This window comes from Sphingobacterium sp. ML3W (assembly GCF_029542085.1).
Taxonomy (GTDB): Bacteria; Bacteroidota; Bacteroidia; order Sphingobacteriales; family Sphingobacteriaceae; genus Sphingobacterium.
This window is the reverse complement of the sequence record NZ_CP107036.1, coordinates 6,403,949-6,418,163: the sequence shown is the minus strand read 5'-3', so window position 1 is coordinate 6,418,163 and position 14,215 is coordinate 6,403,949. Positions and strand designations below refer to the sequence as shown.

Below are 14,215 nucleotides of genomic sequence, written 5' to 3'. Positions count from 1 at the left end.
CCTATCTATTCATCAATTCATCAAATACAATCAGTTCATTTTCTGTCAGCACGCGGTCTCCTTCCTCCAACCCCATTTCGACGAAAGCATATGTTTCGTTTTCCGATACGATATCGACAGCTTTCACGGATAGATCACAGTCGCTTTTGTAGATCACGACATAATTCTGATTGTTATGCAAGATCACCGCATCTTTGGGGATCGCCAATAAAGGTTGTTTCTGTCCTGCGGATCCCTTCTCGACCAATACATCCACGCTCATGCCCGGTTTGAGCCTCAGATCTTTATTGAGCAGCTTGACACGCGCTTTGACCACCCGTTCTTCGGGATCAAAAAAGTTGGCCACCTGATCGATATAACCTTCAAAATATTCTCCTTTGTAGGCCAGTGTTGTGATCCGGACATGAGCCCCATTTTTGACAAAGGGTAAGTTATTTGCGTAAATATTGACAGTCACCCAGACCTCATTCAAGTTGCTGATAGACAATAAATCCGTATCATCGCCTACCGTCATGCCCGGACTCACCTTTTTGTCAACGATGTACCCAGCTTTGGGCGCACGGATATAAAAAATGCCGTTTTCGGCCGATCCATTCAACAGCTTCATATTTGCCTTCACGTTCCGGATGCCGATCTGTACCGATTTCAGCTCGCTCTCCATTTCCTCCAGCTCACGTTGGGAAGCCATCCCGTCTTTCAGCATGCTGCGTAAACTATTCACTTTACTTTCCGCCAGGCGACTGCTGTTTTCCAGCTCGCGGAGTTCCTTTCCTAGATCATTGACCGAAGTTCCTTTGAGCGACACCAGCACCTGCCCTTTCTCCACATAATCACCCATTTTTACAGCAACGGACTGAACCATGCCCTGAATCGGGCTCTTCAATGCCGCAAGTTCATCCTGGTTATATTGAATTGCGCCATTTAAGGAGATCTGTTCAGACACCTCCCGCTTTTGGATCGAATCAATTTTAATATGACGCTTGAAATCATCACTGAGGCAAAAGCCTTTTGTCCCCACAATGTGCTGTCCCTCCTTTTGCTGTGACTGACAGCCCAACAGGAGACAAATAGACAAAAGCGTCCATGGCATTAAAACATTTCCTTTCATTGGGCGATATCCTTTCCGACTAAATAGCTCAGTTCTTCGCCATACTGAAGATATTTTGCCCTTCGTTCCAATATTGATTCTTTGTTTTCCATATAATTATTGATAAAATCTATAAACTCAACGATGGTCAACCTGCGTTCCTGAAAATTTCGGACGTAGCGTTCCAGGGCCACATCCAGTCTACCGTCAAATCCATTATCTGTAGCCTTCAGACTAGATTCCAGGTTGCTTAGACGTGCCGAAAGAAAATCGATCTCCCGTTCGATATCAATACGGAACTGCTCGATTTCAACCTTATTTTTTTCCAGTTCCAGCTTAGCGATCTTGATATTCCCTTGATTCCTATTAAATAGGGGTAGATCCATAGACAGGCCGAGACCAATAAAATCACGCATAATATTTCCACCCCGATCATAGTTCACCGAAACCTCCAGGTTAGGTACACGTTCGGCTTTCTCAATTTGAAGTTGTGCCTGGCCTTTCTTGAATTCATTGTGGATGATTTTATAATCACTGCGATTATCCATAGCCATGATTTTCCATTCGTTTTGTCTATTCGCAATAAAGGCCGGGTTGCCGATGGTATCCGCGATGGAAAGTGCAGTTACCTTTGCCCCGAGATAGCGTGCGACATCGTTCATTTTTGCAATTTTCTCCTGCTGGATTTCATTCAGCTTATTTCCAAAAGCCATGGATTCACTCTGGATCCGGAGGTAATCCATTTCGCTGACATTGCCTTCCTTCCACTGGTTCTGGTAAGACTGCGCCAGTTTATGGAAGATGCCAACCTGATTGGCGTAAAGACGCTCCTTTTCCTGCAGCACCTGCAATTCCAGGCATTGACTGCGGAGGTCATATTTCAAATTGCGGAGCAATTCCTCAAACTGAAGTTGTGCATTCTCCTTTTCGAGGAGTTGCAGCTGTACCCGTTTTTTTCTTTTACCGGCCAGTTCAATCGTCTGCTCCAGTTCCATTTCCACCTGTTGGTACCGTCCGTAGTTCCCGATCAACGCCGGCAGCTCCTCACTGGAAGAGTTTTTCCAGAGGTTGACCTCACCGATGGAGATCTTGGGGTTGGGCCACAGCTTGGCCTGCAATACCGCTGCTTCAGCCTGTTTTAGCTGAAAACGCTGCGCCATCAGGGACAGGTTGTGTGTTAGGAATACCTGTTCAATCTCCGATTTTTGCAAGCGCTTTTCGGGCATTTCCTGTGCAAATAGTCTGCTATTCAGACCAAGAAGAATAACTAATGTAATGCGTATTTTTCTCACTCTATTTTGTATTTCCACAAAACTAAGCGACAGGGATTACAGGCAACTTTAAGGTAAATTAAAGTTTGATTAGAAGAGATTAGAGAATGGTTAGAATTTTGGGAACAGCAGCGATACCGTCGTCCCCAGGTCATTGGAATGAATAGCAAAGTCCACGCCCTGATCTTTAAAAACGATCTGTGCAAAAGAAAGACCGATGCCACTGCCCTTGACTTTGCCGACATTTGTCGCGCGGTAAAAGGTCTGCTTCACTGCCTCCAGCTCCGCCTGCGGAATTCCGATACCCTGATCAATGATCTGCAAGGATAGGCGCTCATCCGCCGTCGTCATGCGTACCAGCACTTCCTGACCATTGGCATATTTAAGCGCGTTTTCGATCAGATTGGAGATCGACAATGCCAGGAGCATGCGATTGCCCCGAAAATTAAAATAACGTGGTTCATCCACTTCGAGCTCGATTTTCAAGGGTACAGTAAATGTTCTGGCAAATTTAGGCACCAGGTCCCAGACCACCTCATCGATGCGAAAGACCTCCATCGATCGCTTCAAGGCTTGATCTTCTGTCAGCAATAGAAAATTTCCGATCAGGTGATTTAGAAAATTGACGTGTTCGGTGATTGTCGCTGCCAGCTCCTGATACTCTTCCTGGCTACGGGCTTTCGTCCCAAAAACCTCCATGGACCCCAAAATACCGGCGAGTGGTGTACGAAACTCATGGGATACATAGCTCACAAAATTCTTTCTGATAATCATGTTTTCACTGATGCGCCGGAGGAGCGCATTGTAGCTTTCGATCAGGTCTTGCAGCTCATCTTTTGTCTTGATAACCGTCAACGGCTCCTGGATAGTATTTAAATCCTTATGTTGGATTTCCTGAATGACATTCCGGATGGGCAGATAGGCATATTTACTCAGCCAGAGCGACAGCAGGACGATGCTAATCAGCGCGACCAAGAAAACGAGCACGAGAATAAAAAGCAGGCGATTTAGCTGCTGATTAAAGTCCGTATTAGACTCTTTGACAAAGACAAAAAAATCACCCTGATTATCTGGATAATACAGACCAAAATAAAAGCTATCCTCCGTCTTAAAATAAACTGTTTTTTGAGATTTCAGCTGCGTCAACAAGCTTTTACTGATTTGATTATCGTATTTCAGGCCGCCATAGCTCACCCGGCCTTCGGCATTGTAGACCGCTACCATGGCCCGTTTGACCAGACTTTCATATTGATTTTTGGATTCCAGATGCTTTAAAGGACTTTGTTCATCTGCCTCCAGATAATAGATACCGGCGATTTTTGCATTTTTTTCCAGCGAACTGATCAGATGCCGTTCCGAAGAATTATAAAATATCCAGTAGATGACCAGCGTGGCAAGTCCAAAAATGATCGTGAAGACCAAGGAAGAAAAAAGTGTCAGTCTGATCTTAAGATTCATGGTCGGTCCGTTTTGAGCATGTAACCTACCCCTTTGACCGTCCTGATAATGGATGTATCACTTCCGTCGTCTACTTTCCCCCGCAGATAGGAGACGTACACATCCACGACATTGGTATTGTTATCAAAATCAATTCCCCAGACCGCCTGCAGGATCGCGGTACGTGAAAGGGTCTTATTGCGGTTTTCGATCAGGTACTTAAATAGCTTAAATTCTTTGGGGGAGAGATCGACATTTGCACCACCTTTATAGACTTCATAACGATCCAGATCCACTTTGAGATCACGAATTTCGATGCAGCTATCATTCCCATGGGTCGTATTTTTATAGCTGTCGCGGCGTACCAAGGCTTTGATGCGGCTGACCAGTTCCTTAAACGAAAAAGGTTTGACCAGGTAATCATCGGCACCACTTTCCAGGGCATCGACTTTATCTTCAATTTCACCAAGTGCGCTAAGGATCAGAATGGGAATATGGTTTTTGCGGTAGCGTAGTGTTTTTGTAAACTGAATCCCATCGATTCCCGGCAGCATAATATCCAATACCACTATATCTAGGGATTCGGCATTGACCCATTCCCGCGCCGCCTCAGCGGATTCCGCCAAAATGACCTGATGGCCCAATTCTTCCAGCCCTTTCACCACAAAGCTACTGATACGACGATCATCTTCTACCAAAAGTATCTGCATAAACGGAGTTTATTTTTATACGGGGTTATAAAAATTACGAATTTCCCAATGGAATCTACAAGTATACGAAATTACAAATTAATCCCTAGACAGGCCACAGTCCCATATTACATCATATCGACCTGTTTATCCATATCTCGTGCAGCGCTGATCCCGGACCAGTTTCTTCACTGAGACCTTAACAGGACTAGAAAGCCAAAGTGGATCAATTCGTAGTCAACCCTTATTTCAGGCAACGGACCGTGACCAACAGTTGGCCGACATGGCGCTGTGCATGTTCAGCCGCATGAAATAAGAGACCGATCAGGGTTGTTGGTATACGCTTTCTTCCCAGAAAACGTTCTTCGGTCAAGGTCTTAGGATCAATTGCCGATAAGCGCTGCAAGGCCTGCTCAATCTGCAGATGTAAGTTTTCGACTAAAGTAGCTACGCTGAGCTCCGCATCTACGATCCCCTCCTGTTGGAGGTAATCGAATTGTTCGGCGGAGAGCGATTTATCCGCAGCATAGGTAAACATGCGGTCGATCACACCGCGAATATGCAGCAGATGAAATCCAATGCTGGCGTTGCCACAGGGACGCGCCCAGAGTTGCTCAGATGAAAGCTGCGCGGTATATTTTACAATATCTTCTTCTGCTTGCAGCAGCGCATGAGCCACCGGCTGCAAAAGATCGGGAATCCCGGCAATCGGTCCCCGCATCCAAACTTCTACGTTTTCCATACCTGGTTCTATGACCTATTTTCGTTTGCTCGTACTCTTTAATGCCCAGGCAACCAATACTGGCTGGAAAAATAAACGGGCAAGACGCTTCCCATCGCTGTCCAGTCCGAAACCATCCCGATGTTCAGTATATTGTGCGATATTGCCCGGAAACACCGCAACAAAAAAAGCCGCTGCAATTTTACCCACGGTAGCACGCTGTTTACCCCTGGCCAATAGCAGCGCCGTACCCAGGGCAATTTCAGCAAAACCGGAATAGACCACCGTATCGTCTTTGGGGATTGGCACCCAATCCGGTACCTGCGCCTGAAATTCCTTCCGCGCAAAAGTCAGGTGACCAATTCCCGCTACCATTAAAAAAACACCTAAGCCATAGCGCGCGATCTTTTTAAAACAGGATTTTTCCATAACCTTTTATTAGAAGACAGTACAGGGCGAAAATAGTTTGATAAGGACAAATAAGATTTTAAAAATAATCCCGATAAGGTATAAAAAACAGTAAAAACAAATTATTTATACCACTTCGGGTATAAATAATTTGTTTTTACTTATATTTATATCAGAAAAGGTATAAATATGGATTCATTGCAATTATTTGTAAAACAGAAACGAAAGGAACTCAAGCTTACTCAAGAAGATTTGGCATTTAATGCTGGGGTAGGTTTACGTTTTGTCCGTGACCTTGAACAAGGAAAAAAAACACTTCGGTTAGATAAAGTAAATGATGTATTAGCTTTATTTGGTAAAGAGATTGGCGTAGTGGATAAAATTAGAACATAATGGCGCGTGAAGCAAAAATATATTTTCAAGATCAATTAGCAGGATATCTAATTGAAACTGATCGCGGTTATTCATTCAACTACGATCAAAAGTATATCGGAACAGCCGATCCTAAGCCTATCAGTTTAACCCTACCAATTTCGGAACACGCATACCACAGCAATGTGCTCTTTCCCTTTTTTGACGGTCTGATTCCTGAGGGATGGTTATTGGAAATAGGTGAAAAGTATTGGAAACTCAATCCCCGAGACCGCTTTGAATTATTGATTAATCTATGTCGGGACACCATTGGCGCCGTTTCCGTCTATCCGATGGAGGCGGAAGATCATGCTTAATTGTTTATTTTGCTACCAGCCAGTTGAAAGTGGGGAATACCATATTGCATGCTCAAAAAAGTTTTTTGGCACAGCCCAAGTTCCCTATCTGGAATTAGATAGGGAAAAATTAAATAAATTAGCTCAAATAACTGTAAATGAAAGACTAGCGTTAACGGGCGTGCAACCCAAGATATCACTTAGTTTAAATGGGGAAAAGGGTAGTAAGCGACTAACACTTGTCGGCTTATGGGGCGAATATATCCTTAAGCCCCAATCTACAGATTTTCTTTTTATGCCTGAAGTAGAAGATCTAACAATGCATTTGGCTAAGCTATTTAAGATAGAAACTGCTGAGCACTCACTGATACGAACAGCCACTGGAGAATTAGCATATATCACAAAACGATTTGACCGAAAAAAGGGGAAGAAAATTCATATTGAAGATTTATGCCAATTATCGCAGCTACTGACAGAGCAAAAATACAATAGCTCTTATGAGCGAGTGGGGAAAATCATCAGACAATTTGCTACAAATTCAGGACTAGATGCTATCAAATACTTTAGATTAGTGCTGTTTAGTTTCCTCACTGGTAATAATGACATGCACCTAAAAAACTTTTCATTAATCCATCATAATAACAATATTATTCTATCGCCTGCGTATGATCTCCTAAATGTGAACTTAATCTTCCCGAAAGATAAGGACGATATGGCCTTAACGTTGGGAGGTCGCAAAAGAAAGATTAAGCAATCTGACTTTAACCAATTAGCTTCAAGTTTAGGAATTTCTGATTTAGTTCGGAATAATATCTACAACGACTTTTCAAAACATGCCAATAAAATTCCTCATTGGATTGATCGTAGCTTTTTAACCGATGAATATAAGGAACAATATGCCAAGGTGGTTACTAATAAATTCAATCAAATCGAATTGTAGATTTATCCGCTTATATATTTAGATTCCAAGTTTCTTTCCCAAATGTTTCCAGAATCTATCTGAAACTTTACCCTGTGGCATTTTCTGTTTCCAAGCTAAAGACAGCCTGGACGACAAAAAATAAGCCGACAACAGATGTAATAGAATTTAGTAAAATAGCAAACATGAAGAAATTAACTTGGTTAGCAGCTGTACTGATAACAGGCAGCGCATTGACATTTATGGCATGTGACAAAGACGATGCGATTGAAAGTGGCATCACGTATTCCGAACTACCACAGGCAGGAAAAACGATGATTGAATCTCATTTTGGAGCAAACACAGTAGCCAGCGTTACACGAAAAAACAATACCGATACAGACGGCAGTCTCTATGAAGTCAGATTGAACAGTGGTATAGAGATCGATTTAGATAAAGATGGTAATTGGACCGATATTGACGGCAATCATCAAAGACTACCAGATGCCTTAATCCCCGCGTCTATATTGAGTTATGTCGTTAAGCAATACCCAACGCCTTTATTTATCGAAGGTATTGACAAAGAACCCTATGGTTACCAGATTGATCTGTCCAATGATCTGGATTTAAAATTTAATGCCGATGGCAATTTCATAGGTCTTGATGACTAGGGCGAACCATCAAAAAAGGGACTTATCAGCTGATAAGTCCCCAACGAGTAAAAAACAAACATTAACAATTTATTCCTGCCGCTCCCAGCCGCCGCCCAGGGATCTGTAGATCGCTACGCTGGCTTTAAGCTGATTGGCTTTTTTTTCCACCAGTTCAAATTTGGATTCCAATGCATCACGCTGTGTCAGCAAAACTTCCATATAATCCGCCCTGGCATATTTAAACAGGTCGTTGGAAATATCTATGGATTCTCTAAGTGCATCGACCTCCTTGGTCTTGATCGCCAGCCCATTTTCGAGGTTTTTAATTTTGGAAAGCTGGTTGGCGACTTCGATGTAAGCACCCAGTATCGTTTGCTCATAATGATAGACCGCCTGCACCTGCCTTGCGTTGGCATTGTAATACGCCGCTTTGATCGCTCTTTTGTTGATCAGGGGAGCAGTCAGCTCGCCGACGAGCGAACTCAGAAAAGACTCCGGTTTGATGAGATAAGTCGGATCAAAAGCCTGCAAGCCCACACCGGCAGCAATATCCAGGGAAGGATAAAAACGTGCTTTAGCCGATTTGATATCCAGTTTGGAAGCCGCCAGTTCATACTCTGCCTGCTTGATATCCGGCCTATTTTCCAGCAGATCAGCAGGGATACCCGTATATACAGTCTGCGGAACAAGCTTATCAAACGCTTCGTGATCCCGTTGTACCGGCTGCGGAAAACGTCCCACCAGGTAATTGATCCTGTTTTCTGTTTCGGTTATTTGCTGTTTGATATCGTATTGCATCCCCTGTGTTTTCAGGATCTGCGCCTCGAATCTTTTGACTGCGAGCTTATTGGACCGGGCATTTTTTTTCAGGTCATTGACTACCGTAAGGGCATCATTTTGGGTTTTCACGTTCTCATTGATGACCAGCAGCTCATTATCCAGGGCCAGCAGCTCATAATACGCGTCCGCAATTTCGGAGATCAGGTGCGTCACCATAAAGTTTTTCCCTTCTACGCTGGCAAAATAGCGTTGCAGCTGTGCTTTGGTCGCATTGTGCAGTTTGCCCCAGATATCCGTTTCCCACTTGGCCTGTACACCGACACCAAAATCAAACAGCGGTTCGGGCATTTCCCGGCCCGGTTCAATTTCCGTATTTTTCTCCATCGCGCCAATATTAGTGTATCGGCTCACTTTGTCCACACCGGCACCGACCTTTACCCCCACGCTGGGTAAATATTCCCCCTTTTTGGCACTGACTTCATTTTTAGCCATCTCGATTTCCTGGAGCATAATATGGAGCTCCTGATTGTTGGACAGTGCTAGACCAATCAGTGCCTGGAGATTGGGGTCATTGAAGTAACTATTCCATTTGATTTTTCCCGTATTTGTAGAGTCGTTTTCAGCGGTACCATATTTCGCCGGCACCATCCTGTTTTCAGCACGTTGTTGTATTTCCAAGGGTTTGCAGGCCGCAAAACTAAGCAAGAAAAGCGCGAAACCCGTATATTGATAGAATCTATTCTTATTCATAATGTATCATGTCTTCGCTTAAAGGTGAATCGTCTTCGGCCTGGATCATTTTCCTTCCGTCAGCCAATTTTGCAAAAATGTAGTAAAGTCCCGGAATGACGATCACGCCAAAGATTGTTCCGACGAGCATACCGCCCAAGGCAGAAGCCCCGATGGTATGGTTTCCGATGGCTCCGGCCCCACTCGCAAAGACCAGCGGTACGAGTCCGGCAATGAAGGCGAACGAAGTCATCAGAATCGGTCTAAACCTTGCCCGTGAGCCCTCGATGGCCGCCTCCAGGATCGAATCCCCAGCCTGGCGGCGCTTAACGGCGAATTCTACGATCAGTACGGCATTTTTACCCAACAAACCAATGATCATGATCAAACCGACCTGTGCATAGATGTCGTTCTCAAGCCCCATGGCTTTTAAGAGGAAAAATGAGCCAAACACCCCCACCGGCAAGGACAGCAATACCGCAAAAGGAATAATAAAACTCTCATATTGTGCGGCAAGCACCAAGTAGACAAAGACTAATACGACCAGGAAGACATAGATCGCCTCATTTCCCCGTTGTGCCTCATCATAGGACAGCCCCTCCCAGGCCACTTTGTAGCCATGCGGCAAGGAGCCAAGAGCAGTCTCGTTGATCGCCTGAATGGCATCGGCCGTGGTATACCCATTGGCCGGCAGCCCGCGGATCGCAGCAGAGTTGTACATATTATAACGTGTGATCTCATTGGGGCCCTGCGTTTTTTTCAAGGTCATGAAAGCCGAATAAGGCACCATCTGATCATGGTCATTTTTGACATAGAGGTTCAAGATATCCGAAGGCAGCCTTCTGAATTCAGGTGATGACTGCACATACACTTTGAAAAATTGGCCAAAACGGATAAAGCCCTGTTCGTAGGTACTACCGATCAGGATATTGAGGTTGTCCATGGCCTTACCAATGGAGACCCCTTTTTGCATGGCGGCATTATTGTCAAATACCAATTCATATTGTGGATAATTGGCAGCAAAAAAGGTGAACACACCTGTCAGCTCCTTGCGCTTTTTAAGTTCAGCAATAAAAGCTTTGTTGACCTTATCAAAATCCTGGTAGTCTGTGGTTCTATTCAAATCGAGTAAGCGCATGGAGAAACCACCTGAGGAACCGAAACCCGGAACAGCCGGCGGTTCGAAAAACTCCACGGTTGCACCCAGATTTTTAGATTTTTCTTCCAGTTCCTCCATGATCTCTTTCACCGAATGCTCCCGTTCGCTCCAAGTCTTCAGGTTGATCAAACAAGTTCCCGCATTTGAGCCACGACCCTCGGTCATGATCTCATAACCAGCTAAGGAGGATACAGACTCTACCCCATCCACATCTTCACAGATCTTCTGCAACTCGCGGGAAAGTTTATTGGTCTGCTCCAGCGTCGATCCCGGTGGCGTCTGAATAATGGCATAGATCGTCCCCTGATCCTCACTCGGTATAAAACCGCCCGGAAGCGTTCGGTTGATCAGGAACGTGCCTACACAAAACGCAATCAATATCCCCCAGGTGATGATCCTACGGCTGGCGATTTTTCGGAGAAAAGAAGCGTAAGAGCCGGTCACCCGATCGAAGGTACGGTTAAAGGTATCGAGCGCTTTGGTAAATAGATTTGATTTTTTAGGTTTTCCATGGTTGTTTTTCAAGAGCATGGCTGCAAGCACCGGTGTGAGTGTCAGCGCCACCACGGCCGATATCACAATGGAACTCGCCATAGTAATTGAAAACTGACGGTAGAACGTCCCCACGGGGCCTGTCATAAAAGAAATCGGAATAAATACCGCCACCATGACCGCCGTAATGGCGATGATCGCACCTGCAATTTCAGCCATTACCTCCTTGACGGCACTGTAAGGTGAGATCGCACTCTCCTCCATCTTGGCATGCACGGCTTCGATCACGACAATGGCATTATCCACCACAATTCCGATCGCCAGAACGAGTGCAAACAGCGTGACCAAGTTGATCGACATGCCGAACCACTGGATGACAAAGAATGTACCTATTAACGACACCGGCACCGCAATGATCGGGATCAGGGTAGAGCGCCAGTCGCCCAGGAAAATAAATACAACGATAGCCACCAGAATAAAGGCATCACGCAGGGTATGCATCACCTGTTCGATCGAGGCATCCAAAAATTGGGATACGTCATAGCTGATCTTATAGTCGACACCTGGAGGGAAATTTCCTTTCATCTCCGCCAGCTTAGCTTTTACATCCTTAATGACATCATTGGCATTGCTTCCATAATTCTGTTTGAGCACAATGGAAGCCGAAGGATGCCCATCCAGATTCGAGTAGATATCAAAAAACTCACTGCCCAGTTCGACTTTGGCAACATCTTTCAACTTGATATTTTCACCTTCGCCATTTGCCCGAACGATGATATTTTCATATTCCTCGGGTTTATTGTACTGGCCTTTATAGGTCAATACATACTCCAGCGACTGGGCAGCAATACCTGAGCTCTGGCCCAATCGTCCTGGCCGACCAATGATACTTTGCTCACCGATAGCCTTCATCACCTCATCGACAGATAAGCTATAGGCACGCATACGGTCGGGATTTAACCAGATCCGCATCGCATAACGCCGGCTCCCCAAGATCTGAGATTTGGCGATCCCATGGATCCGGTTGATTTCGGGAATGATGTTTACGGTCGCATAGTTGTACAGGAATTTTTCATCCATACTTTTACTGGTACTGTACAGGTTCACGTACATCAACATACTGGGCTGGATCGGATTGACGATCACACCTTCCTTTTGCACCAGCTCAGGTAACAGCGGCATCACCTGATCCACTCTCGTTTTGACCAGTACGACCGCATCATTGGGATCCGTCCCCGGATCAAAGACCACATTTACCGTAGCCTCACCGGCACTGGTTGCATCCGTTGCGATATAACGCATGCCTTGTACCCCATTAATGGCATTCTCTAAGGTAATGAGTGAAGATTTTACAAGCACATCCGCACTTGCACCCGGATAGGCGATGGAAACCGCCACGGTGGTAGGGGCTATCTTCGGAAATTGTTCGGTAGGAAGCTGCTTGATAGCCAGACCACCAATAAATAAGATGACAACCGATATGACAATAGCAAATACCGGTCGATGTATTACTTTTTTAAACATAATGCTGCTTTTTAATTACTCTGCATATAAATCTAGGTTTGACATGACTTTCTCCGGGGTCTGGTACTTTGATTCAATGGTCTGATTTTCCTGTACCATGCGAAGTCCATTCAGTAAAATCTTTTCGTCTTTACTCAAGCCCGAAGAGACTACATAGATATGTGGCAGTTCAGCAGCAACCTTTATTTCCCTTGCTTTTACTTTATTATCTTTTGTGATGACATAGACATATTTCTTTTCAAGCTCCTCAAATGTCGCTTTCTGCGGGATCAACATCGCGTTCGCATAAGGTGAGGTAATGACGATATTGCCCGTCTCCCCAAAGCGCAATAAGCCTTTCGGATTTGGGAATGTGGCCCGATAGGCAATATTTCCCGTCTCGTTATTGAAGTCCGATTCGATTGTTTCGACAATACCCTCCTGGCCAAATTCCTTTCCGTTGGCCATGTTCAACCGCACATGCATTGGGCTGTTATCCTTTTTCGCCTCCATCTGATTGAGATATTCTACTTCGGGCACATTGAAGTAGACCCACATTTTGCTATTGTCAGATAGTTCCGTAATCAGCTCCCCTTCATCCACTAGACTACCTTTACGTAAATGCAGTTTACCAACAATACCCGAGAATGGGGCTGTGATATCTGTAAATTTAAGGTGCGTATTCATAGATGCCAGTTCGGCTTTGGCCTTTTCATATTTTGCTTTGGCCATTTCTGTTTCCTGGGGGGCAACGATATCTTTTTCGGAGAGATTTTTAGTATTCTGATATTCGATTTCCGCATATTTCACCTCTGCTTTTGCGCGATTGACATCGGACTCATAGAGGTTGGGCATAATTTTAAAGAGTGGCTGTCCTTTTTGTACAAACTGCCCCTCGTCCACAAAAATAGATTGAATATAGCCTTTCTCCTGGGCACGGAGCTCGATATGATTGATCGAACGGATCTGGGCGACATAATCTTTATTGACGATGGTGTCTTTCACCAGCGGTGTTGTCACGTTAAAAACTGCGGCTTCCTTCTTTTCTTTTTTTTCGGACTGACAGCTTGTAGCTAGTATAATAAGGCACAGGTTGATATACATGAAATTTTTCATGACCATGATCATAGATTTTTATAATAATTTTCGAAAAATTGAACAATAGTGTGACGAGCTTCCACAATAAGTGAAAGCTATTTTGATATTCTTTTTAAAAAATTACTTAAAAATCACAGCCTGAAAACACTGTAATGGATATAGAGTGCGTTTTTTTGTGGGGTAAGATTTTCGGCATGGGCCAACGAGACTGCGGTACGCCTGTTGTAGAAATCGGGGTGGATATGGGCGCTCAGATTGCCAAAATCATTCCGGGAAAGAGCAAATAAATTTGGCGCGTCAGGATCGCTTCCGGTATCATCATTTTCACCGTCTTTTTCAGCAAAATAAGCCCTGAGTTTTTCATGGTGCCGGTGTTTACCTTTACGGATGACGTCGTTATCCTGCTGCGCGCCCTTTACCTGTCGATTGAAGTGTTCGACAGCATGCCGGTTGATCGCTGCGGGAGATTCTGCTGTTGCTGCATCATGCCAGCCTAAACTGACAAGTATTGCGCACCATACGCCGAACAGATATTGACGGAATCTTCCTTGCATCGTTAAAACAAATGTAATTAAACTTTAAA

The 14,215-nt window shown here is 44.6% G+C and carries 14 protein-coding genes; 4 read left to right on the top strand and 10 right to left on the bottom strand.

The window, feature by feature from the left end; all coding sequences use genetic code 11:
• Position 1: 1 nt before the first annotated feature.
• The 6 genes from OGI71_RS26535 to OGI71_RS26510 all read right to left on the bottom strand — a co-directional run bounded on the left by OGI71_RS26535 (position 2) and on the right by OGI71_RS26510 (position 5,634).
• The gene (locus OGI71_RS26535) at positions 2 to 1,108 is read right to left on the bottom strand and encodes an efflux RND transporter periplasmic adaptor subunit (RefSeq protein WP_282253184.1); all 1,107 of its coding nucleotides are present in this window, start codon (positions 1,106 to 1,108) and stop codon (positions 2 to 4) included.
• Complete coding sequence (locus OGI71_RS26530; RefSeq protein WP_282253183.1) at positions 1,105 to 2,379, bottom strand: TolC family protein; 1,275 nt, start codon at positions 2,377 to 2,379, stop codon at positions 1,105 to 1,107. The genes OGI71_RS26535 and OGI71_RS26530 overlap by 4 nt, the downstream gene beginning before the upstream one ends.
• Positions 2,380 to 2,469: 90 nt before the next feature.
• Positions 2,470 to 3,816 (bottom strand): HAMP domain-containing sensor histidine kinase, encoded by a 1,347-nt coding sequence (locus tag OGI71_RS26525; protein ID WP_282253182.1) that lies wholly within the window; start codon positions 3,814 to 3,816, stop codon positions 2,470 to 2,472.
• Positions 3,813 to 4,505 carry a response regulator transcription factor gene (locus OGI71_RS26520; RefSeq protein ID WP_282253181.1) on the bottom strand — a complete coding sequence of 231 codons (693 nt, stop codon included), beginning with the start codon at positions 4,503 to 4,505 and terminating at the stop codon, positions 3,813 to 3,815. Before OGI71_RS26520 ends, OGI71_RS26525 begins: the two co-directional genes overlap by 4 nt.
• Before the next feature lie 223 nt (positions 4,506 to 4,728).
• Complete coding sequence (locus OGI71_RS26515) at positions 4,729 to 5,226, bottom strand: DinB family protein (RefSeq protein ID WP_282253180.1); 498 nt, start codon at positions 5,224 to 5,226, stop codon at positions 4,729 to 4,731.
• A gap of 15 nt (positions 5,227 to 5,241) precedes the next feature.
• The gene (locus OGI71_RS26510) at positions 5,242 to 5,634 is read right to left on the bottom strand and encodes a hypothetical protein (RefSeq protein ID WP_282253179.1); all 393 of its coding nucleotides are present in this window, start codon (positions 5,632 to 5,634) and stop codon (positions 5,242 to 5,244) included.
• Positions 5,635 to 5,802: 168 nt separating this feature from the next.
• Here OGI71_RS26510 and OGI71_RS26505 point away from each other — a divergent pair, with 168 nt between their 5' ends.
• The 4 genes from OGI71_RS26505 to OGI71_RS26490 all read left to right on the top strand — a co-directional run bounded on the left by OGI71_RS26505 (position 5,803) and on the right by OGI71_RS26490 (position 7,889).
• Positions 5,803 to 6,006 carry a type II toxin-antitoxin system Y4mF family antitoxin gene (locus OGI71_RS26505; protein ID WP_282253178.1) on the top strand — a complete coding sequence of 68 codons (204 nt, stop codon included), beginning with the start codon at positions 5,803 to 5,805 and terminating at the stop codon, positions 6,004 to 6,006.
• Entirely contained in the window at positions 6,006 to 6,341 is a 336-nt protein-coding gene (locus OGI71_RS26500) for a HipA N-terminal domain-containing protein (protein WP_282253177.1), read from the top strand. Before OGI71_RS26505 ends, OGI71_RS26500 begins: the two co-directional genes overlap by 1 nt.
• On the top strand, positions 6,334 to 7,260 hold the full coding sequence (locus tag OGI71_RS26495; protein WP_282253176.1) for a HipA domain-containing protein: 927 nt from the start codon (positions 6,334 to 6,336) through the stop codon (positions 7,258 to 7,260). The genes OGI71_RS26500 and OGI71_RS26495 overlap by 8 nt, the downstream gene beginning before the upstream one ends.
• A gap of 164 nt (positions 7,261 to 7,424) precedes the next feature.
• Positions 7,425 to 7,889 (top strand): PepSY-like domain-containing protein, encoded by a 465-nt coding sequence (locus OGI71_RS26490; RefSeq protein WP_282253175.1) that lies wholly within the window; start codon positions 7,425 to 7,427, stop codon positions 7,887 to 7,889.
• Positions 7,890 to 7,958: 69 nt separating this feature from the next.
• Here the strand turns inward: OGI71_RS26490 and OGI71_RS26485 are convergent, their stop codons facing one another.
• The 4 genes from OGI71_RS26485 to OGI71_RS26470 form a co-directional block, all read right to left on the bottom strand.
• The gene (locus tag OGI71_RS26485) at positions 7,959 to 9,401 is read right to left on the bottom strand and encodes an efflux transporter outer membrane subunit (protein WP_282253174.1); all 1,443 of its coding nucleotides are present in this window, start codon (positions 9,399 to 9,401) and stop codon (positions 7,959 to 7,961) included.
• Complete coding sequence (locus OGI71_RS26480; RefSeq protein ID WP_282253173.1) at positions 9,394 to 12,555, bottom strand: efflux RND transporter permease subunit; 3,162 nt, start codon at positions 12,553 to 12,555, stop codon at positions 9,394 to 9,396. The genes OGI71_RS26485 and OGI71_RS26480 overlap by 8 nt, the downstream gene beginning before the upstream one ends.
• 15 nt (positions 12,556 to 12,570) lie before the next feature.
• Positions 12,571 to 13,656 carry an efflux RND transporter periplasmic adaptor subunit gene (locus OGI71_RS26475; protein ID WP_282253172.1) on the bottom strand — a complete coding sequence of 362 codons (1,086 nt, stop codon included), beginning with the start codon at positions 13,654 to 13,656 and terminating at the stop codon, positions 12,571 to 12,573.
• Between the two features lie 107 nt (positions 13,657 to 13,763).
• Positions 13,764 to 14,186: a hypothetical protein gene (locus tag OGI71_RS26470; protein ID WP_282253171.1), complete on the bottom strand. Its 423-nt coding sequence runs from the start codon at positions 14,184 to 14,186 to the stop codon at positions 13,764 to 13,766.
• Between the last annotated feature and the right edge of the window lie 29 nt (positions 14,187 to 14,215).